Origin of the sequence: Pseudomonas sp. 7-41, assembly GCF_021233075.1 — a bacterium.
In the GTDB taxonomy this organism is placed as follows: Bacteria; Pseudomonadota; Gammaproteobacteria; order Pseudomonadales; family Pseudomonadaceae; genus Aquipseudomonas; species Aquipseudomonas veronii.
In genome coordinates, this window is record NZ_CP089551.1 from 2,130,073 (window position 1) to 2,146,638 (window position 16,566).

The 16,566-nt window shown below is 56.9% G+C and carries 13 protein-coding genes and 1 pseudogene; 11 read left to right on the plus strand and 3 right to left on the minus strand.

The genetic code is table 11. The features are described from left to right. Positions 1 to 3: 3 nt before the first annotated feature. Positions 4 to 1,536 carry an IS66 family transposase gene (tnpC, locus tag LQ249_RS09605; protein ID WP_232566423.1) on the plus strand — a complete coding sequence of 511 codons (1,533 nt, stop codon included), beginning with the start codon at positions 4 to 6 and terminating at the stop codon, positions 1,534 to 1,536. A gap of 564 nt (positions 1,537 to 2,100) precedes the next feature. Here tnpC and LQ249_RS09610 read toward each other — a convergent pair. Continuing rightward, a complete protein-coding gene (locus LQ249_RS09610) occupies positions 2,101 to 3,255 on the minus strand; it encodes a hypothetical protein (protein WP_134939660.1) in 1,155 nt (384 codons plus the stop codon). A 316-nt stretch (positions 3,256 to 3,571) separates the two neighbouring features. Between LQ249_RS09610 and LQ249_RS09615 the strand changes: the two are divergent. The 6 genes and pseudogenes from LQ249_RS09615 to LQ249_RS09640 all read left to right on the plus strand — a co-directional run. Continuing rightward, a pseudogene (locus LQ249_RS09615) lies at positions 3,572 to 3,907 on the plus strand (IS3 family transposase); the annotation flags it as partial. A 493-nt stretch (positions 3,908 to 4,400) separates the two neighbouring features. Continuing rightward, positions 4,401 to 5,573, plus strand: a complete 1,173-nt coding sequence (locus LQ249_RS09620; RefSeq protein ID WP_232566424.1) for a DegT/DnrJ/EryC1/StrS family aminotransferase — start codon at positions 4,401 to 4,403, stop codon at positions 5,571 to 5,573. A gap of 184 nt (positions 5,574 to 5,757) precedes the next feature. Continuing rightward, the gene (locus LQ249_RS09625) at positions 5,758 to 7,752 is read left to right on the plus strand and encodes a polysaccharide biosynthesis protein (protein WP_232566602.1); all 1,995 of its coding nucleotides are present in this window, start codon (positions 5,758 to 5,760) and stop codon (positions 7,750 to 7,752) included. 114 nt (positions 7,753 to 7,866) lie between these two features. Continuing rightward, complete coding sequence (locus tag LQ249_RS09630; protein WP_126585891.1) at positions 7,867 to 8,199, plus strand: ComEA family DNA-binding protein; 333 nt, start codon at positions 7,867 to 7,869, stop codon at positions 8,197 to 8,199. A gap of 178 nt (positions 8,200 to 8,377) precedes the next feature. After that, entirely contained in the window at positions 8,378 to 9,022 is a 645-nt protein-coding gene (locus LQ249_RS09635) for a GntR family transcriptional regulator (protein ID WP_169863973.1), read from the plus strand. Positions 9,023 to 9,037: 15 nt separating this feature from the next. Then, complete coding sequence (locus LQ249_RS09640) at positions 9,038 to 9,886, plus strand: urea carboxylase-associated family protein (protein WP_046384258.1); 849 nt, start codon at positions 9,038 to 9,040, stop codon at positions 9,884 to 9,886. Between the two features lie 57 nt (positions 9,887 to 9,943). Here LQ249_RS09640 and LQ249_RS09645 read toward each other — a convergent pair whose 3' ends face one another. Both LQ249_RS09645 and eat read right to left on the minus strand, forming a co-directional pair. After that, a complete protein-coding gene (locus tag LQ249_RS09645) occupies positions 9,944 to 10,111 on the minus strand; it encodes a DUF2897 family protein (protein WP_079443146.1) in 168 nt (55 codons plus the stop codon). Between the two features lie 109 nt (positions 10,112 to 10,220). Next, positions 10,221 to 11,585, minus strand: a complete 1,365-nt coding sequence (gene eat / locus LQ249_RS09650; protein WP_079443147.1) for an ethanolamine permease — start codon at positions 11,583 to 11,585, stop codon at positions 10,221 to 10,223. Between the two features lie 412 nt (positions 11,586 to 11,997). Here eat and kdpF point away from each other — a divergent pair, with 412 nt between their 5' ends. The 4 genes from kdpF to kdpC all read left to right on the plus strand — a co-directional run bounded on the left by kdpF (position 11,998) and on the right by kdpC (position 16,473). Continuing rightward, the gene (kdpF, locus tag LQ249_RS09655) at positions 11,998 to 12,087 is read left to right on the plus strand and encodes a K(+)-transporting ATPase subunit F (protein WP_003218754.1); all 90 of its coding nucleotides are present in this window, start codon (positions 11,998 to 12,000) and stop codon (positions 12,085 to 12,087) included. Between the two features lie 9 nt (positions 12,088 to 12,096). Continuing rightward, positions 12,097 to 13,791, plus strand: a complete 1,695-nt coding sequence (gene kdpA, locus LQ249_RS09660; protein WP_057003737.1) for a potassium-transporting ATPase subunit KdpA — start codon at positions 12,097 to 12,099, stop codon at positions 13,789 to 13,791. A gap of 11 nt (positions 13,792 to 13,802) precedes the next feature. Continuing rightward, on the plus strand, positions 13,803 to 15,860 hold the full coding sequence (gene kdpB, locus LQ249_RS09665) for a potassium-transporting ATPase subunit KdpB (RefSeq protein ID WP_232566425.1): 2,058 nt from the start codon (positions 13,803 to 13,805) through the stop codon (positions 15,858 to 15,860). Positions 15,861 to 15,927: 67 nt separating this feature from the next. Then, complete coding sequence (kdpC, locus tag LQ249_RS09670) at positions 15,928 to 16,473, plus strand: potassium-transporting ATPase subunit KdpC (RefSeq protein ID WP_057003786.1); 546 nt, start codon at positions 15,928 to 15,930, stop codon at positions 16,471 to 16,473. Positions 16,474 to 16,566: the final 93 nt, after the last annotated feature.

Genomic DNA, 16,566 nt, shown 5'->3' on the forward strand with positions numbered 1-16,566 from the left:
GGCATGATTTCCATGCCCAAAGACCTTCCTGACGACCCTGTTTTGCTCAAGCAACTGCTTGAGCAAATGCTGAGTGAGCGCGAGTCGGATAAGGGCAAGATCGTTCATCTTGAAGAAGAAAACGCGCTGTTGCGTCAGCACCTTTTCGGGTGCAAGTCAGAGCAGACAGCCGATCCCGCGACCCCGCAAATGGCCTTGTTCAACGAAGCTGAAAGCGTGGCCGAGTCTGTCGACGAAACGGTTGAAGAAGAGGTCGTAGCGCCGAGCAAACGACGAGGCAAGCGCAAGCCTCTGCCCGCCGATCTTCCACGTATCGAAGTCATTCACGAACTGCCCGATCACGAGCTGACCTGTGCCTGCGGTTGCCGTAAACACAGTATTGGCGAGGAAATCAGCGAGCAGCTCGAGATCGTGCCGATGCAAATCCGCGTGATCAAACATGTGCGCAAGGTCTACGCCTGCCGTAGCTGTGAAACCGCGCTGGTCACCGCCGACAAACCGGCGCAGCTGATCGAAAAGAGCATGGCTAACCCCAGCGTTTTGGCGATGTTGCTGACGACCAAATACGTCGATGGCCTGCCCCTGCATCGCTTCGAAAAAGTACTCGGTCGCCACGGCGTCGATATTCCACGACAAACCTTGGCACGCTGGGTTATCCAGTGCGGCGAACACCTGCAACCCTTGCTCAACTTGATGCGTGATCGACTGCTGGAAAGTCGCGTCATCCACTGCGACGAAACGCGCGTGCAGGTGCTGAAAGAGCCTGATCGAGAGCCGACCAGTCAATCCTGGATGTGGGTGCAAACCGGCGGGCCGCCGGATCAGCCTGTCATCCTTTTTGACTACTCGACCAGCCGGGCGCAGGAGGTTCCATCGCGCCTGCTCGAAGGTTATCGCGGCTACCTGATGACCGATGATTACGCTGGTTATAACGCCTTGGGCGCGCAATCCGGTGTCGAACGTTTAGGCTGTTGGGCACATGCGCGACGCAAGTTTGTTGAGGCGCAAAAGGTGCAGCCTAAAGGCAAAACCGGGCGTGCTGATATCGCCCTGAATCTGATCAACAAGCTTTACGGTATCGAGCGAGATTTAAAAGAAGTCGGCGATGAACATCGCTACGAAAGCCGCCAGCAAAGCAGCCTGCCGGTGTTGGCGCAGTTGCAAGCATGGCTGGAGAAAACCCAGCCACAAGTGACGGCGCAAAATGCACTGGGCAAAGCCATCAGCTACCTGGCCAGCAACTGGATCAAGTTGGTTCGCTACACCGAAGCCGGTTACTTGCCGATCGACAACAACGCCGCCGAGCGTGCGATCAGGCCCTTCGTTATCGGGCGTAAGAACTGGCTGTTCAGCGACACACCCAAAGGCGCAGCGGCCAGTGCTCAACTTTACAGTTTGGTCGAGACGGCTAAAGCCAACGGCCAGGAGCCCTATGCGTGGCTGCGCCACGCACTTGAGCGCCTGCCACAAGCCTTGATCGTAGAAGACTTCGAGGCCTTGCTGCCGTGGAACTGCACGCCGCAAATTCCAAGATAGCCATAGATCCCACCTTTAAAATGTGGGGTTCATGGAGCGCTTACGTTCGACCAGAGCCGCGAGGCCATTGATGGATTTTCGGAAGTTGATCGGCTTGGGGCACAGATACACTTTTTCGACTTTGGCATCGGGTCCCATCATGGTGGTGGGGCTCCAGAAAGAAGTCGGGAGCACAGCATCTGGGACCAACTAAGCGCTTTAAACGTGAGGTTTATGGAGCGCTTACCTTTCTGCGCTGAAAGTGTTCAGCCTTTACGGAAACTCATGCTGACTGCGCTTAAAAATCCGTCGATCAAAACTACGAGAGTGTTTTCGGCAGAGATATTCATCATGCAGCTTCCGTAGCTGGTTCTTTTGTGGAAACCTTCAGGTCAGAGATGCGTACGGTAGTATCCGACAATGCGCAGTTTTCTATATTGATTAAGTTCTAGCGTTGCCCGCTAGTTATGGCGCCGGGTTACCCGGCGCCCACGTTCGCTTTAAGCGCTGCGCGGAGACTTCGCCCATGCAGTTTATCCGGTCCAGCGCTACCACATGATGGTGAGGGATGGCGACCGTCTGATGTTAATTATAATTTTTTGCATAACTATAATTTGTTGTGCAACCAGGTTTGGTGACTTTATAGATGGCCCCGTATTCAGCTACTTTGGATGGGGCTATTGTTTCTGGCGCTGAATCCGACGATGTCCAAGTCCTCAGATTTGAAGTGGTTACATACAGAGCGCCTTCAAACGGAACCATGGCGGTGACCCGTTGGCCGAAGAACGATGAGTCCAGGCCGTCGACCTCCCTATCTGAGTAAGGGATGAAAGTCTCACCTTCTACGTTGCTGAAGAACCTATTGAAGAATTTCCATACTCTTGCTGTGTGATCGTATCGCCAGACTTCACCCTTCGGCCAGTACCCGACAAACAAATCACCGCAATACTCTGCCATCGTCTGTGCTTCATAGCCCAAACGTTGATTAGCCAGTTCTGCAATTTTCGGAGGCGTCATGCTAGACGGTTTTAGCTCGGTCCCATCAAACTCATACAGACGGCCCGTCGGCCATTCTCCTAGTAAGACCTTTCCTTGGTAGTTTATTGAACTGTAGAATTGTATCGCTCTAGGCGCGGTTAATTGAGTTTGCTCTGGATTGGCACACGAATAAATATCGTTATGCATTGACATTCGGCACCACTCGCCGTCTTTGAAAAGTAATGCATCCCCGTAGTTTGTGATAGACAGGACGGCGCCTTCCTTTTTGGCATAGACATAAGGAAAAGTGCCTGGCTGGAAGCTGAATATTTTACATTCGCTGTCATTTGATAGTGGGCATGCTGAAATGAAACCAGAGTAAGAGTCGGCCTCAAAGTTGTATCCGAGAGCGCTATAGTCACTGTCGGCCGAAAAATTTACAGTTGTATAACCGCCGAGCCAGTTTTTTTTGTAGCTGATATGATTTCCTCGATCTTCAAAATATAGCGATCCCTTGTGAACGAAGGCATAACCAGTTCGAAATTTTTTCGAGGGTGGGCTGATTTTTTTTATTTTATAGCTGTGTTCGCTTTCAATAAATTTGTGAATTCCATTAGATCCGCTTTGGGAGTACGTTTGCCAATGGTCAACTGGCGAGGATGTCCAACGCTTCTCTATCCGTTCAGACGAGTCATTCGTAGCGGCGTCTGCAAAGACTCCTTGGGGGATGGCGACAGCATATGCCACGGTAAAGAACTTCAAGCAAAAGCGCGTACTTCTCAACACTGCATAGCCTCTTAATCATTCATTCATTTTTTATCACACTCAGCTTTGCCTTATGCAAAGGGGCAAGTCGGTTGTGCCTCGTCTTCCAAAGGCATCCTGCGTGATAGCGCAACCAGGAGTATGGCGGCGGATTCTACAAGCTACCGCCGGGCGTGTCAGTTGGCTTATGATCGATTGGCCGGGTGCCCCTATGAGCCACCAGCATCACCAAAAAAATTCATTGGCTAGTACAGCGGTTTCGGTAGTCTCTGGTAAGGAGCCAGCAAGCGCTGGTGCATGCTCGACAAATGCGATTCCTGTCTCGGAGTCGCAGTTTAGAAAACTGAAATGCTACCCGCAAAGGCAACTGATGGTTTCGCCGGTCTGGACGCCGCACGCGTTTGGGTGAGGGGTTTCATGCGCTGGTACGATAACAAGTACCGGCATGGCCGAATCCGGTTCTTCACACCGGCTGAACGACATCAAGGGCTGGACCATCAGGTCTTCGCACGGCGATATGAGTTGTACGAACGAGCCAAAGAGCAAAAAGCCGGAACGGTGGTCGGGTCGAACGCGTAACCGGGAGCCAATCGCCACCGTGCTGTTGAATCCAGAGCGAGAGCAACAGGTCGAGAAAAGAGCGGCATAGTTAGACGGTTGATGCGATAACTACCTTGAAAAATGCCGGAATTTAGAGCCTGAAGGTGGACTGCACAGAAGGCATTGAGGAAAATATTCTGCTTGCGTTACAAATCAAGGCGTTCCCCCTGCCTTGGTTCAGGCCGATAGAGGGTATTCTGCTTAGGTCATTCTCTGATGCCTTCGAGAGGGGGGTGTTTGTGTCCATTCATTGGGGGGCTGGGAAGGCATGCTCACAAGTAGGGGGCGGGTTTGTGCGTGACCTGCACAGTATTTCTACGTGAAGTGAGCTTTCCCAGAGAAGCTAAGGGAGCAAGGTAGGCAGACTAGATTTGCGCTTTTCGTATTGTTTTTGAACGTAGGACTTTGCAAATTTGATGCAAAGTGACTTATTTTTTGGAACATTAGCGTTCTAGCTGATCGTATAGCCTGTGGTGGGTAATTTACCATGGGGTCATAAGGGCTGGTACGCTAACTGAAAGAGTTATTTCAATAGGGGCTTTATGCTTAATACACCTTTTTCACCTTGGCCAAGTTTTACCTTTCAGGAGGCTGATGCGGTCCGAGATGTGATTTTGTCCAACAAAGTCAACTATTGGACAGGACAGGAATGCCGATTGTTCGAAAAGAGCTTCGCATCCTGGGTTGGCTCTACGCATGCGGTTGCCCTAGCTAATGGCACGCTAGCGTTAGATGTAGCCCTGTTGGCGTTGGGTATTGGGAAAGGTGACGAGGTGATTGTTACCCCCCGGACTTTTCTTGCCTCTGTATCGAGTATTGTTAATGCTGGTGCGATTCCGGTTTTCGCCGAGGTGGATCGGGATACCCAAAACATCACGGCCGAGACGATTCGCTCCGTGCTCACACCTCGCTCGAGAGCGATCATCTGTGTGCATCTTGCCGGCTGGCCTTGCGATATGGATCCAATCATGGCCTTAGCCGAGAAGCACGATCTCAAGGTCATCGAAGACTGCGCTCAGGCGCATGGGGCTCAATACAAAAAACGTTCAGTAGGTTCAATCGGTCATATTGGCGCCTGGTCGTTCTGCCAGGACAAAATCATGACGACTGGCGGGGAAGGAGGGATGGTCACGACCAGTGACCCAGAGTTGTGGTCGCGCATGTGGTCTTTCAAGGATCACGGTAAATCCTGGCCGGCGGTCTATGAGCGCGAGCATCCTTCTGGCTTCCGATGGCTTCATGAAAGCTTCGGTACTAACTGGAGAATGATGGAGGTACAGGGAGTGATCGGGCGTATCCAGTTGGAACGGATGGCTAGTTGGAGCGCTGCGCGACAGGAAAATGCTGAGCGTATTTGGGATGCTGCCCGAGCTTTTTCTGGTTTGCGCGTTCCTGACGTGCCTATGGAAATCAAACACGCGGCCTACAAGTGCTACATATTCGTCGAATCATCCGCGCTAAATGAAGGTTGGTCGCGCGACCGCATTCTGAATGAGATCAACGCACTTGGTGTGCCTTGTTTTTCAGGCTCATGTTCTGAGGTCTATTTGGAAAAAGCGTTTGACCAAACCGGCTGGCGGCCGCAAGTACGACTGCCTGTTGCTCGAGAGCTTGGCGAATCCAGTCTCATGTTTTTGGTGCATCCAACACTTACTGAGGCTGAAATTAGTAAGACATGTGAAGTGCTGGCTGAAGTTATGGCCAAGGCATGTTAATTGATGAACTGACGCTGTCGTACGACTCAATGGCCGTCATTCAACGGGTCATGGCAGTGGTAAGGCTTCCCTAGCGCCTGCACGTAATGCGGTGAAAATTTGCCAAGCTAGAATGCGGTACGGAGCCGTACTATGAAAAATGATGCGTCAATTACAGGAGCGGTTTGAGGTGGACGAAGGGTTTATGGAAAGGGTTCGGACATATCTGGTTGGACTGCCGCGCCGGAAAAAAAGACTGATCCAGGTCGCTACTGATGTATTGGTGGTCTGGTGTGCGCTTTGGCTGGCATTCGTCGTTCGACTCGGCGTTGACGAAATGATCAATCCCTTCTTCGATCATCTCTGGTTGTTTCTAGCTGCGCCTGTGGTTGCAATACCTTTGTTCATACGTTTCGGTATGTACCGCGCAGTTATGCGTTATTTCGGGAATGATGCGCTCATCGCCATTATTAAGGCAGTCAGTCTGTCAGCGCTGATTTTAGGGGTGGTCGTATACTGGTATAGCAATCATCAACATGTTATTCCTCGTTCTATTATTTTCAACTACTGGTGGCTCAGTCTTATTATGGTGGGTGGCTTGAGATTGGGAATGCGCCAGTATTTCTTGGGTGACTGGTTTGCCGCAACTCAACACGTTCCGTTTACGAGTCGAGAAGACGGTTTACCTCGAGTAGCCATTTATGGTGCGGGTGCCGCGGGAAACCAATTAGTAGCTGCTCTCAGAATGGGGCGGGTCATGAGGCCTGTAGCGTTTATCGACGATGATGTCAGCATCAGTGATCGCGTTATTTCTGGGCTTCAAGTCTATAAACCAAAACATATTCAACGGATGATTGACGTCACAGGGGCGCAAGAAATTCTGCTCGCTATTCCTTCATCTAATCGTGCGCGCCGACGTGAGATTCTTGGTTTCCTTGAAGGTTTTCCGCTTCATGTACGCAGTGTTCCTGGCTTTATGGATCTGGCGAGTGGTCGGGTCAAAGTGGACGATATCCAAGAGGTTGATATCGCTGATTTGTTGGGTCGTGATGCCGTACCTGCTCAAGAGGAATTATTGGAACATTGCATCAAGGCCCAGAGCGTTCTGGTTACGGGGGCTGGTGGCTCCATCGGCTCTGAGTTGTGCCGACAAATTTTGACGCTCCGCCCGACGACTCTGTTGCTGTTCGAACATAGTGAATTCAATCTTTACAGTATTCTTTCTGAGCTTGAGCAGCGCATTAGTCGTGAATCGCTACCTGTGAAACTACTTCCGATTTTAGGGTCTGTACGCAATCAGTCAAAACTCCTTGATGTGATGAGAACTTGGCACGTAGATACAGTCTACCATGCTGCAGCTTATAAACATGTTCCGATGGTCGAACACAATATCGCCGAAGGTGTTTTGAATAACGTTATTGGTACACTTAATACTGCACAAGCTGCACTGCAGGCAGGTGTTGCCAATTTCGTTTTGATTTCCACGGACAAGGCTGTACGTCCAACTAATGTGATGGGTAGTACCAAGCGTTTGGCCGAGCTAACCCTGCAGGCTCTAAGCCGTGAGTTGGCTCCTGTGTTGTTTGGGGATAGGTCCAATATTTCACGTGTGAATAAAACCCGATTTACAATGGTCCGCTTTGGTAATGTTTTAGGGTCCTCAGGCTCGGTTATTCCGCTATTTCATAGGCAAATCAAATCTGGTGGTCCTCTCACGGTCACCCACCCGAAAATCACTCGATACTTCATGACGATCCCTGAGGCCGCACAGTTGGTTATCCAGGCAGGCTCTATGGGGCAGGGGGGGGATGTATTTGTACTGGACATGGGGGAACCGGTAAAAATCGTCGAACTGGCAGAAAAGATGATTCATCTGTCCGGTCTGAGCATACGCTCGGACAAAAACATCCACGGTGACATTGCGATTGAATTTACCGGCTTACGTCCCGGCGAAAAACTTTATGAAGAGTTACTCATCGGTGACAACGTGGTCGCCACTCGACACCCTATGATCATGAGTGCCAATGAGGATCATCTCCCATGGGAGATATTGAAAGTCAGGTTGGCCGAGTTGTTATCGGCCGTAGATCAGGACGATTACGTTCGTGTCCGCTTGTTGCTGCGCGACACTGTCAGCGGTTACGCCCCGGACGGCGAAATTGTAGACTGGATTTATCAGCAACGCCGACTGGATCCCTGAGCTCACACCCAGTTACGTACCCACTTTTGACACCCTCCAACCATCGCCTAAGTTAGAAAAGCAGCTTCGGAAAAGCTGCTTTTTCTACCTCACCGATGTCATGGAGCCTCACCAATGCAAAACACCTACCTTACCTCCCTAATCTTCGCCTTCCTCACCACACTCTCCGCCGCCACTACCGCCGCCCCATCGATCAAACCCGAGCCCCCAACCCCGATCGCCGTCCAGATAATGCAGGCTGAGCAATCCTCCAAGGTCAACCTCAACGCCGCCGACGCCGAAACCCTGCGTCGTGACCTTTTCGGCATCGGTGCTGCCAAGGCCAATGCAATCATCGCCTATCGCGAGAGCAACGGTCCGTTCATGGCGGTGGATGAGTTGTTGGAGGTAAAGGGCATCGGCAAGGCGTTGCTGGAGAAGAATCGTGGCAGGTTAGAGATCAAGTAAGCATCGAGGGGCCGGTCAGTGACCGGCCTTTTTTCATCCGGGATCTGCGCTTACAAACCGTCACGCACGATTTCGACGATGCGTGTTTACCACGCTGAATCTTTTTACATCGCGCAGGCGTTGGCATGAAAAGTGATTACTGACAGAGGGAGGATTGTTCAACAATCGTGAGGTAACGATGACACTCAGCTTGTCCTTAGCCGACCAGATCGCCCTGGAGCTGCGTGCCGACATCATCGGTGGCCGACTGTTGCCCGGAATGGCATTGGTCGAAGCCGAGCTGGTCAAGGCCTATAACGCGTCGCGTAATACGATTCGTGAGGCATTGCACCGTCTGGGCCAGGAAGGGTTGACGCGCTACGTGCGCAACAAGGGCGTGGTGGTTCGTCGGTTGGAGCGCGAAGAGGTGCGTGATTTATTTGTCGTCCGCCGCACGCTCGAATTGCAGGCCATTGCCCAGAGCGGTGCGTTCACCCAGGATCAATCCGAGCGTATGCAAAACGCCATCGAGGCCACCGCGCTGGCCCGGGAGCGTGAGGACTGGCGTGCGGTTGCGACCCACAGCCTGTTGGTGCATCAGCAGATTGTCGGGCTGATGCGCAGCCCGTTGTTCGACGAGTTTTTCGCCCAGGTGATTGCGCAGTTGCGTCTGGTGTTCTGCGCCGCGCCCGATGAGCAGCGTTTCCAGTCGCCCTGGCTGGAACGGGACCTTGAGATCCACACGTTATTAGCCAATAACAACAAGCTGGCGGCCGGGGAGGCGATGAGCGTGTACCTGGATGATTCAGAACGGCAGTCGTTGGCCCTGTTTACTTTCCCTTGATCGAGGATTCGCACCATGTACAAAGACTATCCAGCCGCTTACCAGGTCAGCAAAGGTTCGGCGTTGCAGGTCGACACCGCGTTTTATGAGCGTATCCGTGAGCGCAAGGATCAACGCACCTTGGTCGAACAGTTCGAGGTGCCGATTCGCACGGGCAGGGCGTGGAAGGTGCCGGCCGGGCATGTGTTCCGTGTGACTACGCCGGTGGGGCCACAGGTGGGCGACTTCAATGTGTGGAACGCCAACGACCCGCGCGAACGCCTGTGGGCCGCGCGCACGCGTCAGTTGCAGGGCGCGCATGTCAGCACCCATGACCGGTTGTGGTCGAACCTGCCGTTCCTGCGGCCGCTGGTGACCATCACCGATGACAGCCTGGCCAGCTACGGCATTGATGAGCACGGCGGGCGCCTGCATGATTTGCTCGGTACGCGCTGCGATCCGTATGTGAACCGCATGCTCACTGGTGAAGATTTCCATCATCACTGTCACTCGAACCTGACCCGTGCGGTGTTGCCTCACGGTCTGACGGAATTCGACGTGCATGACGTGCTGAACATCTTCCAATGCACCGGCCTCAATCACGACGACATGTATTTCATGAAAGCCTGTCCGGCGCAGAAGGGCGATTACCTGGAGTTTTTTGCCGAGATCGATTTGTTGTGTGCGCTGTCGACCTGCCCGGGCGGGGATCTGTCGCTGCCGATGTGGGGCCCGGATGCACAGGACCCGCTGACGGTGTGTCGTCCGCTGGGGGTTGAGATTTATCGACTGGAAGCCGAGTTGCTGAACGGCTGGAGTCAGCCGGAGCGTGCTGCTTATAAAGGGCAGCACGGTTTGCAGATTGCCAAGGCGGAATGGGAGTAGGGCAGAAGAGGGGCTGCTTTGCAGCCCGACGGGAGCAAGCTCCCTCGCCACATGGGATCAGCGGTCCTGCCCATCCTTGGCATCCGCCTGCGCATTGCGCTCGGCCACGCGTTTGCGTTGTTCGTCGGTGAGTTCCACTTTGTTGGCGCTGTCACGCAGCATCAGCAGCCCGCCGACGATCGACCCGATCGCAACCACCATAATCAACCATGCATACCACGGCATAACGCTCTCCTTGAGGCAGATTGCCGTGGGAGGTTTTCCCACGGTAATAACTGCTTTGAGTTACAGGCTTTCTGAGTAGTTCAGTGTAGGCCTGTTCCGCCTCAAAACCTTAGAGCCCGGTCAACATTGCATCTGCCGGTGCCGCGGCGCGGTCGTGCGCGGTCATCTGGAAGTAGATGAAGCCGACCACCATGAAGCCGAGGAAGATCATGCCGATCAGTGCGTTGAACCAGGCCATGGCCACCAGGCACACCACCGCCAGCACCAGCGCGATGCCCGGCACGATCGGGTAGCCCGGAGCGCGGAAGGTGCGTTCCAGCAGCGGTTCGGTCTTACGCAGTTTGAACAGGCTGAGCATGCTCATGATGTACATCACGATGGCGCCGAATACGGCCATGGTGATCATTGCTGCAGTCAGGGTCATGCCGCCCAGGTTGATCAAACCGTCGCTGTAGATGGCGGCAATGCCGACCACGCCGCCAGCGATGATTGCCCGGTGCGGTGTATGAAAACGCGACAGCTTGGCCAGGAACGGCGGCAGGTAGCCGGCCCGAGCCAGGGCGAAGAATTGGCGCGAGTAGCCAAGGATGATGCCGTGGAAGCTCGCCACCAAACCGAACAGGCCGATCCACACCAGCATGTGCAGCCAGCCGGAGCTTTCGCCTACTACGGTTTTCATCGCCTGGGGCAGCGGGTCGTTGATGTTCGACAAGGTGCGCCAGTCGCCCACGCCGCCGGCGAAGAACATCACGCCCATGGCCAGGATCACCAGGGTCAGGATGCCGCTGATGTAGGCTTTCGGAATGGTGCGCTTGGGATCTTTCGCTTCCTCGGCCGCCATGGCCGCGCCTTCGATGGCGAGGAAGAACCAGATCGCGAAGGGGATCGCCGCGAACATTCCGGCAATCGCCGGGGCCCCGAAGGTGTCGGAGCCGGCCCAGCCATTAAGGGCGAAGTTGCTGAAGCTGAACGCGGGGGCGACCACGCCCATGAATACCAGCAGTTCGGCGACGGCGAGTACGCACACCACCAGTTCGAAGGTGGCGGCGAGTTTCACGCCGAGGATGTTCAGGCCCATGAACACGATATAGGCGCCGACGGCGGCGTGTTTCGGATCGAGTGCGGGAAACTGCACATTCAGATACGCACCGATGGCCAAGGCGATGGCGGGCGGGGCGAACACGAATTCGATCAGGGTCGCCAGGCCGGCAATCAGGCCGCCTTTTTCCCCAAACGCGCGGCGGCTGTAGGCAAAGGGCCCACCTGCGTGGGGAATGGCGGTGGTCAGTTCGGTGAAACTGAAGATAAAGCAGGTGTACATCGCGGCGACCATCAACGAGGTCACCAGGAAGCCCAAGGTCCCGGCCACGCCCCAGCCATAGCTCCAGCCGAAGTATTCCCCGGAAATCACCAGCCCGACCGCGATGCCCCACAAATGCAGGGTGCCCAAGGTGGGTTTGAGTTGTGTGTTCATCGTATTGCGCTCCCTGAACCGGTTGGAATGATTCAAGGTGTTGCAGCGGCCATGCCAGCCTGAGAATCATTGTCGTAAAGCTGCGCTACTGTCGTTTGGGGGATGGTTTGGCGTTTGAAATTTCCTGTTGCTGCACCAGATAAGTGCGGCGGTGACTGTGCCGGTGCTATCGGGAGCAAGCTCCCTCCCACACTTGGCCGAGTTGTCACGCCGAGCGCCGATCAACCTGTGGGAGGGGGCTTACTCCCGATAGCGCCCGCCCAGGCACCGAAACCCCCGGTGTAAACCCCGCATAAACCCACTCTTTACGCCATCTTTACGCCTCACCCAGCCCCTCGCTCTCGTTCCTTTACACCACTCCTGCCGACAATTGCCCCACACGCGGCACTCGCCGCAAAACGGAGAGACTTCCATGAGCGTTCTGGACGGGGTGTCACTGCTATTGGCCGTGGCGCTGTTCATTTATCTGCTGGTTGCGCTGTTACGCGCGGATCGGAACTAGGAGCAGGCTATGCACAGTTATGACTATTGGCTGATCATCGCCTTCTTCGCCGTGGTACTGGTGCCGGCCCCGTTCCTGGGGCGGTTCTATTACAACGTGATGGAAGGCCGGCGCACTTGGCTCACGCCGCTGCTCGGGCCCGTGGAGCGCGCGTGCTATCGCCTCTCGGGCGTGGACGCGCAACAGGAACAGAGCTGGCAGAAATACATGTTGGCGTTGCTGGCGTTCAACCTCGCCGGGTTTGTGTTGCTGTTCTCGATCCTGTTGTTCCAGGACTACCTCCCACTAAACCCGCAGAAATTGCCGGGCCAGGAATGGACCCTGGCCTTCAACACCGCGGTCAGCTTCATGACCAACACCAACTGGCAGTCCTACAGCGGTGAAGCGTCCCTCAGCTACCTCAGCCAGATGGCCGGCCTCACCGTGCAGAACTTCGTCAGTGCGGCCACCGGTCTGGCAGTCCTGGTCGCGCTGTGCCGTGGGATCGGTCGCAAATCCACCCAGACCCTGGGCAACTTCTGGGTCGACATGACCCGCGCCACGCTCTACGGCCTGTTGCCGTTGTGCCTGGTGATGGCGTTGTTCCTGGTGTGGCAGGGCGTGCCGCAAACCTTCGCGCATTATGTTGATGCCGTGACCCTGCAGGGTGTCGACCAGGTGATCCCTTTGGGCCCGGCGGCCAGCCAGATTGCGATCAAGCAACTGGGCACCAACGGCGGCGGTTTCTTTGGCGTGAACTCGGCGCATCCGTTTGAAAACCCGACGGCCTGGGCCAACCTGTTCGAGTTGTCGGCGATCATCCTGATCCCGGTGGCGCTGGTGTTTACCTTCGGCCATTACGTGAAGGATCTGCGTCAGAGCCGGGCGATCCTCGCTTGCATGCTGGCCCTGTTCCTGATCGGCGGTGCAACCTCGCTGTGGGCCGAGTACCAGCCCAACCCGACCTTGAACAACCCGGCGGTTGAGCAGACCGCGCCGCTGGAAGGTAAAGAAGCGCGCTTCGGCACCACTGGCACCGTGTTGTGGTCGGTGACCACCACCGCGGCGTCCAACGGTTCGGTCAACGGCATGCACGACAGCCTCAGCCCCCTCAGCGGGATGGTGGCACTGGTCAACATGATGGTCGGCGAAGTGATCTTCGGCGGCGTCGGCGCCGGTATGTACGGCATGTTGCTCAACGTGTTGATCGCGGTGTTCCTCGCCGGCCTGATGATCGGCCGCACTCCGGAATACCTGGGCAAGAAGCTGCAGGCCAAGGAAGTGCAATTGCTGGTCGTGACCCTGATGGTGATGCCGATCGGCGTGCTGGTGCTCGGTGCCATAGCTTCCAGCCTGCCCGGCCCGGCCGGTGCGATCAGCAACCCTGGCCCCCACGGGTTCAGCCAGTTGCTCTATGCCTACACCTCGGCCAGTGCCAACAACGGTTCGGCGTTCGGCGGCTTCAGTGCCAACACGCCGTTCCACAACTTGATGCTGGGCCTGGGCATGTTGATCGGTCGCTTCGGCTACATCCTCCCGGTACTGGCCCTGGCCGGCAGCCTGGCGATGAAGAAGACCGCACCGATTGGCCAGAACAGCTTCCCCACCCATGGTCCGCTGTTCGTGACCCTGTTGACCGTGACCATTTTGCTGGTGGGCGGCCTGACCTTCCTGCCGACACTGGCACTGGGCCCTATTGCTGAACACCTGAGCATGGGCTTCTGAAGGATATGAAAATGAATATGCCTGCAAAAAACGCGAGCCCGGTCAAAACCCACGAACCCGCCAAAACCGCGATCTCCGCGCTGTGGCGCCCGGCGCTGGTCCAGGCGTTCGTCAAGCTCGACCCACGGCAACTGCAACGCTCGCCGGTGATGCTGGTGGTCGAACTGACCGCCATTCTCACCACCGTGCTGTGCCTGGTGCCCGACACCTCCGTGCCGACCTTCGTCGCCGCGCAAATCGCCGTGTGGCTGTGGTTCACCGTGCTGTTCGCCAACTTCGCCGAAGCCTTGGCCGAAGGGCGTGGCAAGGCCCGCGCCGACAGCCTCAAGGCCGGCAGCGAAGGCCTCAGCGCTCGGCGCAAGGAGGCCGATGGCAGCTTCAAGGTCGTGCCCGCCACCAGCCTGCGCAAAGGTGATGTGGTGCGCGTCGCCGCCGGGGAAATGATCCCCGGCGACGGCGAGGTCATAGAAGGCATCGCCGCGGTCAACGAAGCGGCGATCACCGGCGAATCCGCACCGGTGATCCGCGAATCCGGCGGCGATCGCTCGGCCGTCACCGGCAACACGCGCCTGGTCTCGGACTGGCTGCTGATCCGCATCACCGCCAACCCCGGCGAGTCCACGCTGGACCGCATGATCGCGCTGGTGGAAGGCGCCAAACGCCAGAAAACCCCCAACGAAGTGGCGCTGGATATCCTGCTGATCGGCCTGACCCTGATCTTCCTGCTGGTGGTCGTGACCCTGCAGCCGTTCGCCCACTTCGCCAATGGCAGCTTGCCCCTGGTGTTCCTGGTCGCCCTGCTGGTGACGCTGATTCCGACCACCATCGGCGGCTTGCTCTCGGCCATCGGTATCGCCGGTATGGACCGCCTGGTGCGCCTCAACGTGATCGCCAAGTCCGGTCGCGCCGTGGAAGCGGCGGGGGACGTGCATGTGTTGTTGCTGGACAAGACCGGCACCATCACCTTTGGCAACCGTCGCTGCGCGGCAGTGGTGGCGGCGCCGGGCGTGAGCGGCCGGGAACTGGCCGAGGGCGCGCTGCTGGCGTCCCTGGCGGATGACACGGCAGAAGGTAAATCCATCGTTGAATACCTGCGTGCCCTGCACCCACAGGCCGAGCCGTCCCTGGCGGAACTGACTGCTGTGCCGTTCACCGCCGAAACCCGTTTGTCCGGCGTCGACTATCAGGGCCGCGTGTTCCGCAAAGGCGCCGTGGACTCGCTGCTGGCGTTTATCGGTCAGCCTCGCGGCGACCTGCAACCGGCTCTGTCGCGGGAAGTCGACAAGATCGCCCAGAGTGGTGGCACGCCGTTGCTGGTGTGCGCCGATGGCAAGTTGCTCGGTGCGATCCATCTGAAGGACGTGGTCAAGCCCGGCATCCGCGAACGGTTTGCCGAGCTGCGCAAGCTGGGGATCCGCACCGTGATGGTCACCGGCGACAACCCGCTGACAGCGGCCGCGATTGCTGCGGAAGCCGGGGTGGACGACGTGTTGGCCGAAGCCACCCCGGAGAAAAAACTCGCACGGATCCGCCACGAACAGAACGACGGCCGACTGGTGGCGATGTGCGGCGACGGCGCCAACGACGCCCCGGCGCTGGCCCAGGCGGACGTCGGCATGGCGATGAACGACGGCACCCAGGCTGCCCGCGAAGCGGCCAACATGGTCGACCTCGACAGCGACCCGACCAAGCTGCTGGACGTGGTGCAGATCGGCAAGGAATTGCTGGTGACCCGCGGCGCGCTGACCACCTTTTCCATCGCCAACGACGTGGCCAAGTACTTCGCGATCCTGCCGGCGCTGTTCGCCTCGATCTACCCGCAACTGGGCGTGCTCAACGTGATGCACCTGCAGAGCCCGCAGAGCGCGATCCTCTCGGCCATCGTGTTCAACGCGCTGATCATCGTCGTGCTGATTCCCCTGGCGCTGCGCGGTGTGCGGGTGCAGGCGGCGAGTGCGGCGGCGTTGCTGCGGCGCAACCTGTTGATCTACGGCCTGGGCGGGATTGTGGTGCCGTTCGTGGGCATCAAGGCGATCGACATGTTGCTGACCGCGCTGCACCTGGTTTGACCCGATGCCTGTGGGCACCGGCAAAGCGGTGGCCACAGGTTGCACTGACCGAATCGAGGAATTTGAAATGTCCAATATCATCCGCCCGGCCCTGAGTCTGCTGGTCCTCATGACCCTGATCACCGGCGTCGCCTACCCGTTGGTGGTGACCGGCGTCGCCCAGGTTGCCTTCCCGGACCAGGCCAACGGCAGCCTGGTGCGCGACGCCAGCGGCAAGGTGCGCGGCTCCAGCCTGATCGCCCAGGACTTTACCGGCGACAGCTGGTTCCACCCGCGTCCTTCGGCAGGCGCGTTCGCGACCGTGTCCAGCAGCGCGAGCAACCTGGGGCCAAGCAACCCGGCACTGGCCACGCGCGTGTTCGATGACGCGAATAAACAGTTCGTGCCCGCGCAAGGGCCGGTGCCGTTAGCCTCGCTGACTACCTCCGGCAGCGGTCTTGATCCACACTTGCCTCCGCAGGCGATTGCCTATCAACTGGCGCGGGTAGCCGCCGCGCGGAACATGCCGGTGGCCACCCTGCAACGCTTGCTGGATGAACACATCGAAAGCCCACTGGTGGGCCCGCCGGTGGTGAATGTGCTGGCGCTGAACATGGCCTTGGAAAAATTGTAAACAGGAGCGCCGCTATCGCGGGCAATGCGTTCCAAATGTGAGAGAGGGCTTGCCCGCGATAGCGCCCTGAAAGACACCCTATAAACCCCTGAA